This is a genomic window from Colwellia sp. SU-HH01172 (genome assembly GCF_057553355.1).
Genome location: NZ_BAAJMB010000009.1, coordinates 98,796 through 116,062 on the forward strand (window position 1 = coordinate 98,796; position 17,267 = coordinate 116,062).

16 protein-coding genes are annotated in these 17,267 nt (G+C 39.7%); 1 reads left to right on the forward strand and 15 read right to left on the reverse strand.

All coding sequences use genetic code 11. The features are described from left to right. Positions 1 to 17: 17 nt before the first annotated feature. From AC27JP_RS18915 to rlmD, 4 genes are all read right to left on the reverse strand, one after another. Positions 18 to 818, reverse strand: a complete 801-nt coding sequence (locus AC27JP_RS18915) for an enoyl-CoA hydratase-related protein (protein WP_487117487.1) — start codon at positions 816 to 818, stop codon at positions 18 to 20. A gap of 61 nt (positions 819 to 879) precedes the next feature. Then, positions 880 to 1,692, reverse strand: a complete 813-nt coding sequence (mazG, locus tag AC27JP_RS18920; RefSeq protein ID WP_487117488.1) for a nucleoside triphosphate pyrophosphohydrolase — start codon at positions 1,690 to 1,692, stop codon at positions 880 to 882. A gap of 13 nt (positions 1,693 to 1,705) precedes the next feature. Continuing rightward, a complete protein-coding gene (gene relA, locus AC27JP_RS18925; RefSeq protein ID WP_487117489.1) occupies positions 1,706 to 3,907 on the reverse strand; it encodes a GTP diphosphokinase in 2,202 nt (733 codons plus the stop codon). A gap of 60 nt (positions 3,908 to 3,967) precedes the next feature. Next, the gene (gene rlmD / locus AC27JP_RS18930) at positions 3,968 to 5,284 is read right to left on the reverse strand and encodes a 23S rRNA (uracil(1939)-C(5))-methyltransferase RlmD (protein WP_487117490.1); all 1,317 of its coding nucleotides are present in this window, start codon (positions 5,282 to 5,284) and stop codon (positions 3,968 to 3,970) included. Between the two features lie 141 nt (positions 5,285 to 5,425). Between rlmD and barA the strand changes: the two genes are divergently transcribed. Then, complete coding sequence (barA, locus tag AC27JP_RS18935) at positions 5,426 to 8,221, forward strand: two-component sensor histidine kinase BarA (RefSeq protein WP_487117491.1); 2,796 nt, start codon at positions 5,426 to 5,428, stop codon at positions 8,219 to 8,221. Positions 8,222 to 8,285: 64 nt separating this feature from the next. Here the strand turns inward: barA and AC27JP_RS18940 are convergent, their stop codons facing one another. From AC27JP_RS18940 to AC27JP_RS18990, 11 genes are all read right to left on the reverse strand, one after another. Continuing rightward, positions 8,286 to 8,531 (reverse strand): hypothetical protein, encoded by a 246-nt coding sequence (locus AC27JP_RS18940; protein ID WP_487117492.1) that lies wholly within the window; start codon positions 8,529 to 8,531, stop codon positions 8,286 to 8,288. A gap of 260 nt (positions 8,532 to 8,791) precedes the next feature. Continuing rightward, positions 8,792 to 9,172 (reverse strand): holo-ACP synthase, encoded by a 381-nt coding sequence (gene acpS, locus AC27JP_RS18945; RefSeq protein WP_487117493.1) that lies wholly within the window; start codon positions 9,170 to 9,172, stop codon positions 8,792 to 8,794. Positions 9,173 to 9,199: 27 nt separating this feature from the next. Continuing rightward, positions 9,200 to 9,937, reverse strand: a complete 738-nt coding sequence (gene pdxJ / locus AC27JP_RS18950; RefSeq protein ID WP_487117494.1) for a pyridoxine 5'-phosphate synthase — start codon at positions 9,935 to 9,937, stop codon at positions 9,200 to 9,202. A gap of 47 nt (positions 9,938 to 9,984) precedes the next feature. Next, a complete protein-coding gene (recO, locus tag AC27JP_RS18955) occupies positions 9,985 to 10,671 on the reverse strand; it encodes a DNA repair protein RecO (RefSeq protein WP_487117495.1) in 687 nt (228 codons plus the stop codon). Between the two features lie 48 nt (positions 10,672 to 10,719). Beyond that, positions 10,720 to 11,631 (reverse strand): GTPase Era, encoded by a 912-nt coding sequence (gene era / locus AC27JP_RS18960; RefSeq protein WP_487117496.1) that lies wholly within the window; start codon positions 11,629 to 11,631, stop codon positions 10,720 to 10,722. Positions 11,632 to 11,663: 32 nt separating this feature from the next. Next, positions 11,664 to 12,353 (reverse strand): ribonuclease III, encoded by a 690-nt coding sequence (gene rnc, locus AC27JP_RS18965; protein ID WP_487117497.1) that lies wholly within the window; start codon positions 12,351 to 12,353, stop codon positions 11,664 to 11,666. Positions 12,354 to 12,355: 2 nt separating this feature from the next. Further along, entirely contained in the window at positions 12,356 to 13,276 is a 921-nt protein-coding gene (gene lepB / locus AC27JP_RS18970) for a signal peptidase I (RefSeq protein WP_487117498.1), read from the reverse strand. 50 nt (positions 13,277 to 13,326) lie between these two features. Then, positions 13,327 to 15,117 (reverse strand): translation elongation factor 4, encoded by a 1,791-nt coding sequence (gene lepA, locus AC27JP_RS18975; RefSeq protein ID WP_487117499.1) that lies wholly within the window; start codon positions 15,115 to 15,117, stop codon positions 13,327 to 13,329. Between the two features lie 88 nt (positions 15,118 to 15,205). Then, on the reverse strand, positions 15,206 to 15,682 hold the full coding sequence (locus tag AC27JP_RS18980) for a SoxR reducing system RseC family protein (protein ID WP_487117500.1): 477 nt from the start codon (positions 15,680 to 15,682) through the stop codon (positions 15,206 to 15,208). After that, entirely contained in the window at positions 15,679 to 16,641 is a 963-nt protein-coding gene (locus AC27JP_RS18985; RefSeq protein ID WP_487117501.1) for a MucB/RseB C-terminal domain-containing protein, read from the reverse strand. The genes AC27JP_RS18980 and AC27JP_RS18985 overlap by 4 nt, the downstream gene beginning before the upstream one ends. Continuing rightward, positions 16,638 to 17,231 carry a sigma-E factor negative regulatory protein gene (locus AC27JP_RS18990; protein ID WP_487117502.1) on the reverse strand — a complete coding sequence of 198 codons (594 nt, stop codon included), beginning with the start codon at positions 17,229 to 17,231 and terminating at the stop codon, positions 16,638 to 16,640. Before AC27JP_RS18990 ends, AC27JP_RS18985 begins: the two co-directional genes overlap by 4 nt. Positions 17,232 to 17,267 lie beyond the last annotated feature (36 nt).

A 17,267-nucleotide genomic window follows, 5' to 3' on the forward strand; every position in this document is an offset into this window, starting at 1 on the left:
GAAAACCTTAATTTCTTTTACTTTGCTAGTTTTTCAATCATAACATTCACCGCCTTTAAATGTTCTGGGTTGTTATGACACATACCTTGAAATACCGCACAAATATCGAGAAAGTCTGGTAATTCAGTTCGTTGTGCTAGCTTCATTAAACGCTTCGTCAAACGCAAAGACGCAACAGGTTTAGCGGCTATTTCGCTAGCAAGTTTATTGACTTTAATCAGCAAGTTATCTGGCTCTGTAAGCTCTAAAACCACGCCAATTTCTTTTGCTTCATTGGCATCAATCACCCGACCAGAAAAAGTTAACTCAGCTGCTTTTTGGTAGCCGATTAAGCGCTGCATAAACCATGCGCCACCATCGCCTGGAATAATACCTAAATTAACAAAGGTTTCACCGAACTTGGCTTTTGTTGACGCAATACGAATGTCACACATATTGGCAATATCGAAACCTGCTCCTATTGCAGGGCCATTAACAGCGGCAATTACCGGCACCTCAAGTTTATGCAAAGCCAAAGGAATACGTTGAATGCCCTCTCGATAACGTCGTTCTAATTCTTGCACATCGCCGGCAAAATCTCCCGAGCGCTCAGCCATGTCTTTAATATTGCCACCCGATGAAAACGCAGAGCCCGCGCCAGTGATAATGAGCACAGCAATTTCTGGTGTTTTATTTATCCATTCAACCGTCTTAACAATATCATCGGCAATTGCCGTACTGGTCAGAGCATTTCGCACATCATGGCGGTCAAACGTTAACGTGGCGATATTTTGATTTAACGATAAAATGCAATCAACTAAAACAGGTATTGCAGACATGTCTACCTCAGCTTGTTCATATTCAATATGTGATATCAATGATAAATTATTAGTTGCAAGGTTAAGGCTTTTCAGCAACTTTTACTTGTTGCCAATATGCTTCTAATTCATCTAAAGAGTGTTGTTCAATGGTTTTGCTCGAGTGTTTTACTTTTCTTTCAACACCATAAAAACGCTTAGTAAATTTTTTATTCGCTTGCCGTAATAAAGCTTCGGGATCTTGCTTGGCATGACGGCATAAGTTAACCACAGCAAACATTAAATCTCCCAACTCTTCTGATAAAGCGACGTCATTATGATGTAGCTCTTGTTTAATTTCTTGTACTTCTTCTTCAACTTTTGCAAAGACATCATCGATGTTATCCCAATCAAAGCCAACATGGGCACAACGTTTTTGAATTTTAGCGGCTTGAGAAAGCGCAGGCAGGTTGCTGGGGATATCAGCTAATATACTCAGCCCTTGATCATTATTTTTTTGCTGACGTTCTTTCGACTTTTCATTTTCCCAATTCGCTTTAATTTCTTCATCAGACTGAAAGTCGCTACTGGCAAAAACATGGGGATGACGACGAATAAGTTTTTCACAGATGGCTGCGACAACGCTATCGAAATCAAAGTGTTTTTCTTCAGCGCCAAGCTGGCTATAAAATACCACCTGAAAAAGTAAATCTCCCAACTCCTTTTCTAGCTCAGAAAAATCACCTTGTTCAATGGCATCAGCCACTTCGTAAGCTTCTTCAATGGTATGGGGAACAATGGAGGTAAATGTTTGTTTTATATCCCATGGGCAGCCGGTTTCTGGATCTCTCAATTGCTGCATGATCCAACGCAATTTTTCCATCGACGGTTGCGCGACTAACATCATTTCATTCATTTGTTCAGTTTACCTACAGCCTATTCACTTCAATAACATCATCAAGTTGATTTAGCTTACTCATTAAACGCATTAGCGCTTCGTTATTGCTAATCTCAATTTTTATGATCATGCTCATACTTTGTCTAGCATGGTCAGTATTACTTTCAAGACCAATGATACTAACCCGATCATTAGAAATTATCGTTGATATATCTCGTAATAATCCTTGGCGATCGCTACCGACTATTTTAATGCTGACCTGATAACTTTGCTTATTGTCTATACCCCATTGCACATCAACTTCACGTTCAGGTTGTTGATTTAAGGCATTAGCAAGCTGTTCACAATCAAGGCGATGTACGGATATTCCTCGCCCTTGAGTAATGAAGCCAGAAATTTCGTCACCGGGTACCGGCTGACAACATTTCGCCATATGCGTTAACAAGTTACCAACACCAGAAACGGTTATACCATTGCTATCTGCCGCCTGTGTAGTTGTTTGTTGCGGCTGACGCACCAAGCTTTGCGGGTCAATTTCTTCTACCGGCTTAGTTTTTGAATCAAGTTGCTGTAAAAAATTAACCACTTGTAGTAGACGAATATTTCCTGAGCCAATACCGGCCAGCAAATCATCATTTGTGGTTAAATTAAAACGTTCTGTCGCGATGGTTAAATCTACTTTTGCCAGCGAAAGCTGTACTTTAGTTAATGCATTTTCAAGCAGCTCTTTACCGGCGATAATATTTTTATCGCGGTCAAGCAAACGGAAAAAGTGCTGAACTTTCGCTCTTGCTCTCGGGGTATGAATATAGTTCAAGCTCGGGTTTAGCCAGTCTCGGCTTGGATTTGGCGTTTTACTGCGTAACACTTCTACTTGATCACCCGTTTGCAGCTTATGAGTAAATGGCACAATACGACCGAAAACTTTCGCGCCAATACAGCTATGACCAACATTCGAGTGAATATAGTAGGCAAAATCTAACGGTGTTGCGCCACTAGGCAAATCAACCACATCGCCAGTTGGGGTAAATACATAGATGCGATCTTCAAAAACTTGGCTACGCAACTCATCAATTAACTCACCACTTTCAGAAACATCTTCCTGCCATTGTAAAATTTTTCTTAACCAACTAACTTTTTCATCAAAACCTGAGGTTTTTCCGCTCGCACTGCCCTCTTTATAACGCCAATGCGCAGCTACACCCAACTCAGCATCATCATGCATTTGTTGAGTTCTTATTTGCACTTCAATCGCTTTACCTTCTGGGCCAATAACAACAGTGTGAATTGACTGGTAACCATTACTTTTTGGCGTTGCAACATAATCATCAAATTCTTTAGGTAAGTGCTTCCAACTGGTGTGTACTAAACCCAGTGCGCCATAACAACCTTGCAACTCTTCAACAACAATACGAACCGCACGAACATCAAACAACTGTTCAAAGTCGAGCGATTTTTGCTGCATCTTTTTCCAGATGCTATAAATATGTTTCGGGCGCCCATACACTTCGCCTTTGATGCCGGCTTCTCTCAGCTGATTAGATACGTTCTCGACAAAGTCTCCCATGTAGCGTTCTCTATCAAGGCGTTTTTCATCCAGTTGCTTCGCGATACTTTTATAAACATCAGGATGCTGATAGCGAAAAGCAATATCTTCCAATTCCCACTTTAATTGACCAATACCAAGGCGATTGGCTAGTGGTGCATAAATATTGGCGGTTTCTTTCGCCGCCAGAACTCTACTCTCTTCATCGCTATTTTTAACTAAGCGCAGGTGGCATAAACGCTCGGCAAGCTTGATCACTACCGCGCGAACATCTTCAACCATAGCAAGCAACATTCGACGAATATTGTCTATTTGATTGGCGCTTACTTGCTTCGATTGCGAGTGCTGCAACGCTTTAATCGCTTCCATTTGGCTTACGCCTTTGCAGAGTAAATAGATTTGCGCTGAAAAATGCTCTTCAATATATTCTAGCGTAATACAATTATATTCATAAAGCGGGCAAATAAAGGCGGCACATAACGAATCGGTATCTAGATTTAAGCCCGATAATATCTCGACCATTTCTAATGATTTTGTTTGGCACTGGCTATTGTCTTCAAAAAAATGATAAACGTCTTGCCAAAGCGCTTCTAATGCGCTTTTTTTGGCGGTGTTTAAATCCAATGTGTCTAGCCACTGTTCAAAACTTGCTTCTGACATTTGATGTGACTTACGCACTGAAACCATGGAATTCCCTACCTTAGACTTAACTTAACTGATAAACGTTGATAAATATGAATATGCGATTTATATGCTAAACATTACCATAGTTTCAACATGCTTTGTTTGTGAAAACATATCCATTATCGCTATTTTTTCAATTTTATAACCCTGCTCAATAAGAAGCTTAGCATCACGCGCAAGAGACGTGGGATCACAACTGACATACACCAAGGTTTTAATTTTTAGCTTCACTAACTGCGCTAAGGCTTGGTAAGCTCCTGCACGTGCTGGATCAAGTAACACTTTATTAAAAGGCTGAGTTGCCCAGTGTTGATTTTGCCAATCACTATTTAAGTCTGCTTGATAAAACTGACAATTCTTTAAATCGTTTATTGTGGCATTGTTTGCTGCCCGATTAACCATATCTTGCACCCCCTCAATACCAACAACAGACTTAACGCGTTGTGCGATAGGTAAACTAAAGTTCCCTAGCCCACAAAACAAATCTAATACCACATCATCCGGTTCAAGGTTTAACCAAGTTAGCGCCTGTTGCACCATATGTTGATTAATTTTATGGTTTACTTGGATAAAACTATTTGCAGAAAACTCAATATTTAATGTTTCAGTTAAAGCGTAAGTTAAGGCTGCATCATCGAACATTGGCACCACCTGCTTACCATCGTCGATAAAAAGTGAATATTGATTTTCATTCGCAAACTCTAGCCAAAGTTCTTGATCTGCTTTCGATATTTTACTCAGCTGTCGTATAACAACGGCATTTTGCTTCGCTGCAATAATTTCAACATGTCCGATGGCATTCTTACCTGAAAGCTTTGGTAGAATTTCTCTCAACTGAATAAATATGTTGGAAAACTCAGTCACTAAAACGGGGCAGGATTTTATTTCTACCAGGTTATTACTTTCGCGTTGGCGAAAGCCAATAATGGGCTTGTTTTGCTTATTGTATTGCACGCCAATTCTAGCTTTGCGTCGATAATGCCAAACATCACTGGTTATCGGTGTTTGCCATGGCAAATCTTCGACAATTTTTTCGCGAGAAAATAGTTGTGTTACTTTTTCCTGTTTATAAGCAATTTGCGCTTCATATTTTAAATGCTGTAAATTGCAGCCGCCACATTGGTAATAATGCCGACATTTCACCTCTTCACGTTCGACACTCGTTTTAACCAGCTTAATTAGTTTTGCTTTGGCATATTTACTATTTTGCTGACTTATTTTTACTTCAGCAATTTCATCAGGTAAAACACCGTCAATAAAAACTGGTTTTTTCGCCATATAAGCAACCCCACAACCTTGCTGATCTAACCGCTGCACGGTTAAGGTTAATTGCTGTTGAGCTTGTGATTTCTTAGGGCTTGCTTTAAAAAAATTTGCCATAGTGATTTATCTTTACCATCAACCAGCAACGAAATTTAAACATTTGCTGCCGTAGTCTATTATTTTCTATTTGGTATTAGCTAGAACTGTGCCATTATACAATTATTAACCCAATGATTTTACACTAAAGCTCGGCAAAAAATGCATAAAATAAGCCTGAAAGATTGGGTAATTTTACTTACTATCGTTCCAACGGCAATCATCAGTATCATTGTTGCAGGTTATTTGTCCTACAACCGATACCACGAACTCGATCAATTTATTCACCTAAGAGCCAATAGTATTATTGACCCCTTGGCAATTAGCAGCGCCGCACCTTTACTAGAAAGAAAACGCGATCATTTACGAACGCTCATTGGTTTTAGTCACCGCAGCCAATCCGATATCATCAAAAGTATTGCCATTTTTACTAAAGACAACCAAGTCTTTGTTACCAGTGCCTATCATGGTGACACCCATATAATGCGAATAAAGGCAGGACAAAACTTACCTGCTCGTACTCAATTTGATGATTTTGGTGATCACCTTGTCTATCGAGCACCAATAATCGATGAATTCACCCAAAGTGATAACAAGCTCACGTCAAATAACCATAATGATGTCATTGGTTATATCGCCATACAAATAGATAAAAGTACCGTCAAATACGCACAACAACACTTATTAATCACCACATTTTTTATCGTATTAGCGGGGATTATTATCTGCACATTTTTTTCGTTTAAATTACTCAACAGTGTAACCCGCCCAATATCTTCAATGGTATTGGCAATTGATCGTATACGCGAAGGAAAAATTGAAAGTCGCATCAGCGGTCAACTTATTGGTGAATTAAATTTTTTAAAAAATGGTGTTAACACCATGGCGCAATCGCTAGGCGATTACCAAGATGAAATGCAACGCAGCATCGACCAAGCGACGATAGATTTGCGAGAAAGCTTAGAGCAATTTGAAATTCAAAACGTTGAGTTGGATATTGCCAAGCGAAAAGCACAAGATGCTAACAAGGTTAAATCTGAATTTTTAGCAAATATGAGTCATGAGCTGCGCACTCCTCTTAATGGTGTTATCGGCTTTACTCGCCAGGTTTTAAAAACGCCATTAAGCGATACCCAGCGAGATCACTTACAGACCATTGAGCGTTCAGCCGGAAATTTACTATCAATCATTAATGATATTTTAGATTTCTCTAAACTCGACGCAGGCAAAATGGTGATTGAAAATATTCCATTCTCCATTAGAGAGTCGGTAGAAGAAACGCTGACATTGCTTGCGCCAAGTGCTCATATGAAAAATATTGAGTTATCGCTGCGCGTAAGCCCACAACTACCTGACTCCTTAATTGGCGATGCAATGCGCATCAAACAGGTACTCGTTAACTTGGCAAGTAATGCGATTAAGTTTACTGATAAAGGTGCCGTTGATATTAATATTGATGGCAATGTTATCGCGAAAAACTTATATAAAATGCGGGTGACTGTTCAAGACACAGGTATTGGTATTTCTGATCAGCAAAAAAATTCAATTTTTGAAGCCTTTGGTCAAGGTGATAAAAGTGTTACTCGCATATACGGTGGTACAGGACTTGGCTTAGTCATTTCACAACGTTTAGTATCAGAAATGCGCGGTGGCATTGGCTTTGAAAGCATTGAGAATGAAGGCTCGACGTTTTGGTTTACTATTCAATGTGAATTAAATCCAATACCAGCATTACAATTACCGATACCGGAAAATTTAGCAAACAAAACTATTTTATATTACGAGCCCCATTCGGCAAGTCGATTAGCCACCACCGAAATTTTATCAAGTTGGCAAATGCAAATCACGTGTCTAAGTACACTGGAAGAATTTAAAGAGTTGTTAACAGACACAAAGAGCATTTCAAACTTTGACTTTGCATTGATTGGACATGACGTAACCCCGATGGCACTCAATGAATTAAAAGCGCTTATCTTCACTTTGAAAGATTTAATTCCTTCGGTTCACTTAGCAATCAATAGCAACTCACCGAGTTTACATGAAGCACTTATTTCTAGTGGTGCAAAAACCTGTATCAGTAAGCCAATCACCACTCAACGATTACATAAAGCCCTATTGCCGATAACGAAACCGAAACTAGAGCAATTTTTTGATTTACCAGAGCAAAAAGTCGCAATAAAAGTTCTAGCCGTTGATGATAATGAAGCAAACTTAAAACTGATCAATGAATTACTACTTGAACAGGTGCTTGAAGTCACTACAGCTACTGACGGCGCACAAGCAGTCGAATTATGTCGCCATGAAAAATTTGCCATCATATTTATGGACATTCAAATGCCAGTGCTCGATGGTATTTCTGCATTGTCCATCATTCGACAGCAAACACTAAACGAAAAAACACCAATCATAGCGGTGACTGCCCATGTCTTAGGCGAAGAAAAAGACCGACTATTGGATAAAGGCTTTAACTCATTTATGACTAAGCCTATTGATGAAGCCATGCTACATCACACGATTTATGAGTACTGCGAGCCAAGTTTATTAGCAAACGACAACGGACACACCTTTGCCAAACCTAGCACTAAAACGATAGCAAACCAGCGGCCATCAATTATTGATTGGTCATTAGCCCTCAAACGCGCGGGCCAAAAAGAAACCTTAGCTAAAGATATGTTTATTGGTTTAGTGAATAGTCTCCCTGAGAGCAAAACAAACATATCTGAAGCGCTAATTTCACAAGATGTTGAACAGCTTAAAGTGTTAATTCATAAACTTAATGGTGCATGCTGCTATTCAGGCGTACCTAGCTTGGGCAAGGTTACTCATGAACTAGAGACGGAATTAAAACGCGGTATAGCCCTAGATGATTTAGAGCCTGAGTTTTTTGAGTTTTTTGAGTTTTTTGAACAAATAGATTTAGTGCTAGAAGATGCAACAGCATTCATTAAAAAGCTTTAAAACAAATGAATGAGTTCGCAAAAAGAAAGTAAACGAATAAACGACGCCAACAAAGACTTGCTAACTAACGAATTGAGATATTAGGGGAAGTGTTAATATCACCATCTTCTGTGATCACAGCAACACCAGTGTTACACATTAGCACTGCTAAACTATGACCTTGTTCATTACGCACAAAGCGAAGCTCATAGCCAAATTTACCTAAACTACTAGCAGAAAATTTTTGCGCCAAAGACAGCTTAGACCACCAAACTGATTGTTCAGGCGGTTCTTGTCTTCGATCGACAATGGGTTGTTTTTGCGACTGCATCCTAGCTCCTAATCAACAACGACCAATGAATAATTCCACTAAGCGTCATTTAAGTATAGAACATAAATAAATTCTAGCTGGATATTATTGCAATAAATAATTTTCACTAAGGTTCAGTAACAAAAAAGCATCAGAGGTTATATAAACTGAATAAGGCTTAGGGTGCTTAAAGGTTTTCACAAGAAAATGATAAAAATCAATCCAATTAATAGCGTTCTGACCTTGTAGCTGAAGCAAAAATTTGCCAAAAACAATTCGGACTAAGCAGACAAAATAACAAAAGCGGTAGCATATTTCACTTCGTCTGACAGCGAGATATGCCAAGTTTTTGCACCGAGCTCTTCTGCTAATACTAGCGCCTTCGAACTCAACTCAAGTATCGGCTGGCCAGAATCCAAAGAAACAACTTCAAAATGCTGAAATGAAATCCCTGCGGCAATACCTGTGCCTAAAGCTTTAGCTGCCGCCTCTTTACCAGCCCAACGTTTTGCCAAAAATCGCTCTGGTTGCTTAATAGCTAAATAACGCTGGAGTTCATTGTCGGTTAACACACGCTTAGCCAAGCGCAGTTGTGCATTCGATGCCATATTAGCAATACGGCGAATATCAACTATATCTGTACCAATACCGATAACCGACAAAATCGTAACCTTTTCTAATTGATATATTTAAGCTAAGCCGCGCGCTTCAAGCATTAAACGCTTCATATCTCGGATAGCTTTATCCAAACCGTCAATAACAGCGCGAGCAATAATAGCGTGGCCAATATTCAGCTCAATGATTTCTGGAATGGCGGCAATAGCTTTAACGTTAAAATAATTTAAACCATGACCGGCATTTACCTTTAGCCCTAACGAATGCGCATACTTTATGCCGTCAATTAGTCGCTCAAGCTCAACTTGTTGCTCGTCTTCGGTTTCAGCATCGGCATATTGACCGGTATGAATTTCGATATAAGGGGCTTTACTCAGCAGTGCCGCATCTATTTGCTTTTTATCTGCATCTATAAATAAGCTTGTTTGAATGCCAGACTCTGCCAACTTGGCAACAGCTAAATTTATTTTATCTTGTTGACCTGCGACATCCAAACCACCTTCGGTAGTTAACTCAGCTCTTTTCTCTGGTACTAAGCAACAGAAAACCGGCTTTACGTCACAGGCAATATCAAGCATTTCATCAGTCACTGCCATTTCCAAATTCATACGCGTATGCAAGGTTTGTTTTAAGACCTGAATATCTCTATCTTGGATATGACGACGATCTTCACGCAAATGCACGGTAATACCATCGGCGCCAGCATGCTCAGCGACAGCGGCAGCATAAACCGGATCAGGGTAATTAGTACCACGAGCTTGTCGCAATGTTGCAATATGATCTACGTTTACGCCTAATAAAATATCATTCATATTCAATCTCTTTATTAACTACTAAATTTTACTGTTCAAAATGGCCACTATGTTTTTTTGCTAAATAATTTGCGACTATGCAGCGGCACACCACCGAGTAAGTGATTAATGACTTGCCTCATTAAAGCTTTAAATGTTACTAACGTCGCGGTATTAGAAAAATCTTGTTGCGCAATAGCTTGTAAGTGCGTTCGATCATAACAAGCTTGTTTAAGCACTGTATAAGCGGGAATAAAACCGTCTTCAGGCAAATAATAAAACCCTGAAGCAGTGTGTTCAAAAACTAATGAAAAGTCAAAAGAAACCCCTAGTTCAGCTAATAGTGTCACTTCAAACTGACGTAAGGTGATTTCTAATTTATTTGCTGCAAGCAAATCAGTTAAACTCGAATGGTATTGCTGAAATAGCTCGATGCAGGAAATGTTTTCCGGCAATAGTTTGACTAATAATTCATTAAGGTAAAATGCACTAAATAATGCATTTTGCTTTAAAAGAATTGATTTTCCAGCAGGCTCTACTCGCGCTAAATTTTTTAAGCCGTATTGCCCTTTCAAAGTTACATTAATTGGAAGGAAAGGCTGTAATAAGGCTTTTCTACTTGATTTAGTTGAGTGACCGACATAACTCAAAGCCGCCACTTTACCATCATTCTCAGTTAACAAGTCGACAAGCACTTGCTTCTCTCGATAAGGTCGACTATGTAAAACAAATGCTAACTGAGTAGTTTCCTGCATTTAACGCTCGGTGAAAATAAGTAAGTTAAACTAAATTTTTAACCTTCATTAGCCTGAATAGTCATCGCCATAACCTAAGCTTCTTAAGGCTCGCTCATCATCAGCCCAACCGGACTTAACTTTCACCCAAGTTTCTAAAAATACTTGACGGTCAAACAAGGTTTGCATATCGCGTCTTGCTTCTTGCCCTATCACTTTTAGTTTTTCGCCTTTATTGCCAATAACCATACGTTTTTGGCTATTGCGCTCGACTAACACTAAAGCATTAATATGCAAAATACCTTTTTCATCCACCTTGAACTGCTCTATTTCAACTGTGGTTGAATACGGTAACTCATCACCCGTAAAGCGGATCAGTTTTTCACGAATAATTTCCGAGGCCATAAATCGACTTGAACGGTCAGTAATATAATCTTCAGGAAACCAAAAATCTCCTTCAGGCAGTGCCTTTAAGCAAATATCTTTAATCGCATCAACATTATCACCTTTACTGGCAGAAATAGGCACAATATCGGCAAAGTCATGCATGGCACCAAGCTTTTGTAAATGCGGTAACAAGCTGTCTCTGTCTTGGATGTTATCAATTTTATTTACTACCAGCACACACGGAGCGCCGCTATTCTTAATTTTTGTCAGTACCATTTCATCGTCACTTGTCCAATGGGTACCTTCAACTAAAAATATTATGGTTTCAACTTCTGCTAACGTACTGCTTGCCGCACGATTCATTAAACGGTTAATCGCACGCTTTTCTTCCGAATGTAAGCCAGGAGTGTCAACCAGAACCGCTTGATGATGCTGTTCGGTTAAAATGCCTAAAATACGGTGACGAGTCGTTTGTGGCTTACGTGAGGTAATACTCACCTTTTGACCAAGTAAGCTGTTCAACAAGGTCGATTTACCTACATTTGGACGGCCAACAATGGCAATAAGGCCACAATACTTTTGTTCTGATGTCATGAGTTTGTTATCAACTTAAAGTGTCGAAAAGCTTACTTGGCTTGTTCGATTAATGTTAAAACTTGCAATGCAGCTGATTGTTCGGCCTTACGGCGACTACTGCCCTTTGTGATCACTTCTTTCTCGAGTACGCTGGTTGTACATCGTACGGTAAATTGCTGGTTATGTGACTGCCCAGTTGTATTGATCACGTCATATTTTGGCAACGGAATTTTTCGCCCTTGCAAATATTCTTGTAAGCGAGTTTTCGGATCTTTTTGCTCATTGCCTGGTTTTATATCACTCAAGCGCTTTTCAAACCAAGACAATATTAACGCCTGACAGGTGGGGAGATCAGAATCTAAATACACCGCCCCAATAATAGCTTCAATGGCATCTTCAAGAATTGAGTCACGGCGATGTCCACCACTTTTCAACTCCCCTGGCCCTAAAATAAGGTGTTGTCCTAAATCAAAACCACGCCCTACTTCGGCTAAAGTAACCCCTTTCACTAGGCTTGAGCGCATACGAGTTAAGTCACCCTCAGCATGTTGTGGAAACTGCTTAAACAAAGTTTCCGCAATAACAAAACCTAATATTGAGTCACCTAAAAACTCTAAACGTTCATTGTGCGCGCCTTTTGCACTTCGGTGCGTTAGCGCTTGCAACAATAACTTTGGCTCTTTAAAACTATAGCCTATTTTTTTCGATAACCGCGCAATAGCGACAGGAGTATTTAACACAATTATTCAATTCCACCAATGCGAGATAAACGCACGCCTGTTGGTACCCATCGAGGTAAAAGGCTTTCAGAATCGCGTTCAAAGTCAAAACTCATCCAGATAGCAACAGCTTCACCTACTAAGTTTTCTTCAGGAACAAAGCCCCAGAAGCGACCATCTAAACTGTTATCTCTATTATCACCCATAACAAAATATTGCCCATTAGGCACAACGAATTCATTGGCTTGGGTAGCACTTTGTTTAAAGTAATGTTGTGTGCGTGGCAAAATTTTCTCATTGACTAATAAATCATGAGTTTTATCGCCCATGGTTGAGGTATAACGTGTTAATGGCATATTGCCATCACTATAGTCTGTTTTGTTTTTAAATGACTGTGTGACTTGCTCAAAGCCCGGACACTTTTCGTCAGACTCCTGACAAGCCGGTTTTATATAAATAATTTTATTTTTATATATCACTCGATCGCCAGGTAAACCTACAACACGTTTAATGTAATCAATTTGTGGTTCTCTTGGGTATTTAAAAACGACAACATCACCACGCTCAGGCAAACCGACTTCAAGAAACTTATTTCGAGCGACTGGATCACGCAAGCCATAATTAAATTTGTTAACTAAAATAAAGTCACCATCAAGTAACGTCGGCATCATCGAGCCTGAAGGTATTTGAAATGGTTCGTAGATAAACGAGCGTAATATCAAGACAAAGGCAATAACCGGAAAAATTTGTACCGAGGTATCAACTAATGCTGAGGGTTCGGTTAGTTTTGCGGTTACATCGTCACTTAACGGTGTTTCACATTGTTCTTGGGCATTAACAAGTTTCAGCTGGCGTTGTGGCGCTAAATAAAACTTATCCGCTAGCCACACTATGCCCGTAATAACGGTAACAATGACCAAAAATATTGAAAAGTAAACTGCCATATTATTCCTACGTTAGATTTAATTAATAACTTAGTTAACCAACTAACTATTTATTTGTCCAATTTAAGTACTGCTAAAAACGCTTCTTGTGGCACTTCTACATTACCCACTTGCTTCATGCGCTTTTTACCATCTTTTTGTTTTTGTAATAACTTTTTCTTACGAGAGATATCGCCGCCATAACATTTTGCCGTTACGTTTTTGCGTAATTGCTTAACGGTAGTGCGGGCAATAACATTGTTGCCAATTGCCGCTTGAATGGCGATATCAAACATTTGTCGATGAATAAGTTCTTTCAGTTTTTCCACTAACATACGCCCGCGCGCTACTGAGTTACTACGGTGAGTGATCATGGCTAGAGCATCAACGCGATCGCCATTAATCATGACATCAGCGCGTACCATATCAGCCGCTTCAAAACGAACAAAATGATAATCTAATGAGGCATAACCACGACTGGTCGATTTCAGCTTATCAAAGAAGTCCATCACCACTTCAGCCATAGGTAATTCATAGGTTACCGCGACCTGATTCCCGTGATAAATGATATCTTTTTGTACACCACGTTTTTCAATACAAAGGGTAATCACATTACCTAAATGCTCTTGCGGCACAAGAATATTCGCTTGCACAATTGGCTCACGAATTTCGTCAATGTTATTAATCGCCGGTAAATCGCTCGGATTATCAATCGATAAAATTTCACCATTTGTGCAGGCAATTTCATAATTTACCGTTGGTGCAGTGGTGATCAAATCAAGGTCATATTCACGGGCAAGACGCTCTTGAATAATCTCCATATGCAACATGCCTAAGAAGCCAATGCGGAAACCAAAGCCTAGTGCTGATGAATTCTCAGGCTCAAAGAACAAAGAAGCGTCATTAAGGCTTAATTTATTTAACGCATCACGAAAGTTTTCATAATCATCAGAGCTGATTGGGAAAATCCCCGCATATACCTGAGGCTGAACTTTTTTAAAGCCAGGCAGCGCAGTTTCTGCTTCTTTTTTTGAAATAGTAATAGTATCGCCTACCGGCGCACCATGAATTTCTTTAATACCGGCAATAATAAAACCTACTTCACCGGTTTTCAGTATGCCTGTATCAGTTTGTTTAGGGGTAAAAATACCAACCTTATCGATAATATGGGTTTGTCCTGTCGACATCACCACCATTTTATCGCCTTTTTTGACTTCCCCATTCATTATTCGAACTAATGATACAACCCCTTGATAGTTGTCAAACCAAGAATCGATAATCAAGGCTTGCAACGGTGCGTCTGTTTCACCTTCTGGTGCAGGGATATTTTCAACGATATCTTCTAATACGTCTTCAATGCCAATACCGGTTTTAGCTGAACACTGAACAGCATCTGTCGCATCAATACCAATAATATCTTCAATTTCTTCACTAACACGCTCAGGATCAGCCTGTGGTAAATCAATTTTATTTAATATTGCACGAACTTCTAAATCCATTTCAATAGCGGTATAACAGTTAGCAACGGTTTGCGCTTCAACCCCTTGGCCAGCATCAACGACAAGTAACGCACCTTCACAAGACGCTAACGAACGTGAAACTTCATAAGAGAAGTCAACATGCCCTGGCGTGTCGATAAAGTTAAGCTGATAAGTTTCACCGTCTTTCGCTTTATAGTCTAGTGTTACACTTTGCGCTTTAATGGTAATACCACGTTCGCGTTCAATATCCATTGAATCAAGTACTTGGGCTTCCATTTCACGTTCTTGTAGGCCGCCACAGTGCTGTATCAAACGATCTGAAAGCGTTGATTTACCGTGATCAATATGGGCGATAATAGAAAAATTTCGAATATGTTTCATAAATGGAAAGTCAAATAAGCTTGTAGTTAATTCAATAATGGCGAGATTTTAGCTAATTTAGCGCGCTGGGGCTATCTTTTGTTGCGATTCAATCAGTGATTTCTGTAATCACGATATTTTGATTTTGGCGACGAATAATTTTTGGCGCTAATTCAGCGCATTTGTGAAGCTTACTTTGCTGCTGTTTAGCCAGCAAGAATCCAGCATATCCGCCACAAAAGCCAAAAATAATAGCAAAAAATTCGTGAGGGAAAAAACCACTATTCACCAACCACTGACCAGACCATGAAGCAATGAGTAAGCCAAGTAACGGCCATAAATACACCTGCCATGCCGATGACAATAATGCCGATTCATTGAGACCAAGAATAACTTTATCATCAATATTTAAAGGTAATGTTGACTTGACGGTAAGCGTCAGTTGTTTTTGTGGGAAAGCTTTAGCAATCTGGCCACTACCACAATTATCGACCTGCTGACAGCCACTACAAGCTGACTTTAACTCGCTGGTAACGGTTACATTGTCATTTTCAATGGCAACAACAGTGGCACTTTCTTCAATCATGGCGCTGTTTTAGGTGTTAAGACAACAGAATCTGCGATAGCTTTGGCTGTTTTTGCTGGGATCTTCCCAACAACACTCACTTCAAAACCATTGACCACTTGATTCAAGACAACAGTGGCACCGTCCATCACGTAGTCAGTGGCCCGTTGCTTTTCTTCACTGGTATTAACATAAACCGAAACATCAACTAAACCATCGTTAAACAGCATAAACTCGACTGGTTTTTTAGTCGCGGAAATACGATGGCGATTAGCATTAATTTGCTTAAAGCCCGCCGGCAACCATTTCACTTGCCAACGTAAGGTTTGTGCCTGATAACCTTCAGGTATTTCAATCACTTTAGGCAATGTCGTTTGCTGAAGTTGCTGCAAACTTTCTGCTATTTCAGAGGTAATATCCAAATGAGTAAACTGAATTTGTTCTAATAACTGACCAGTGCGAGAAGCCAAGGCCAGTTTAAGCAACATACCGGTTTTTTGATCTAACCATAACCAGTGACCATATCGATGTGCATCTTTAGATACTATACGAATAAGCTGCGCTGGACGCCCTAATACTCGACTTCGACCAACCGATATAAAATCATAGGTTTGAGCAAGTCTTGTTGCATCGGTCCGTAAAATGGCAGGAATAGGTCCAGAAATTTGTTGAGAAACAACAGAATACGGCGATAATTCAGGTTCAATATAGCTAACAATATTTTTCTTTCGTAAAATATCGCGTCGAGGGCCATTAAGTAAAGAAAGAATTTCCAACTCATCACCCGCTTCATTTACACCATGAAACCAGTGATAGGGTTCAGCTTGATTATTTTTTACAACCACAAAAGAAGTCGTAAAATTAAGAGTTTGCAAGGATTGTGCAAGACGTTCAAGCCAAGGTTCGGCTTGGTCAGTTTCATTCGCTGTTACAGATGTGCTTATGGTTACCAGTAACAGCAGACTACGAATTAATTTCATTTAGCCGATTCTTCAGCCTTTTCTTGTTGAGTTTGTTTGCTCGTATCAATAGAGCTTAATTTAACTTGTTGTTGATGATCAGATAATAATGCTTGGAAACGACGTTGTTGCTCAACAAACGCCTGCTTTTCACTGGTACGACTGGTTTGTTGAAAGTTCAAGCTCACCGGCTCAGCAATGCCACCTAAGGGAATTGTTTTGACCACTTGGCTTTCAGGTAATATCACATCATTATTTGCTGAGTTCTGTTGAACCCCCATAACCATCAAGCCTGCAGCAGAAGCGGCAATGGCCATTTGACCAAATGGTTTTGCAAGGTGTACAACTTTGGCTTTAAGTTTTCCAGCCAAGCTATTAGATGGTCGAGGAGACAATACAGTAGGCTCATTGGCTATTGCCGATGCTATCTCTGAAGATAAATCTAAGTTGATCACCTCAGAAGTTTCACCGCGCATTACATCGCCCATTAAATGGTACCGATCCCAAGTTGCAGACAAGTCAGTGTCATTGAGTAAATCCTCAATGATTTCATCGTTTGGCTGATAACTATCAACGACCGATGATACTGTCTCAAACTTATTTTCACTCATAATGACACCTTAAAAACTAACACTTTATTAATTACT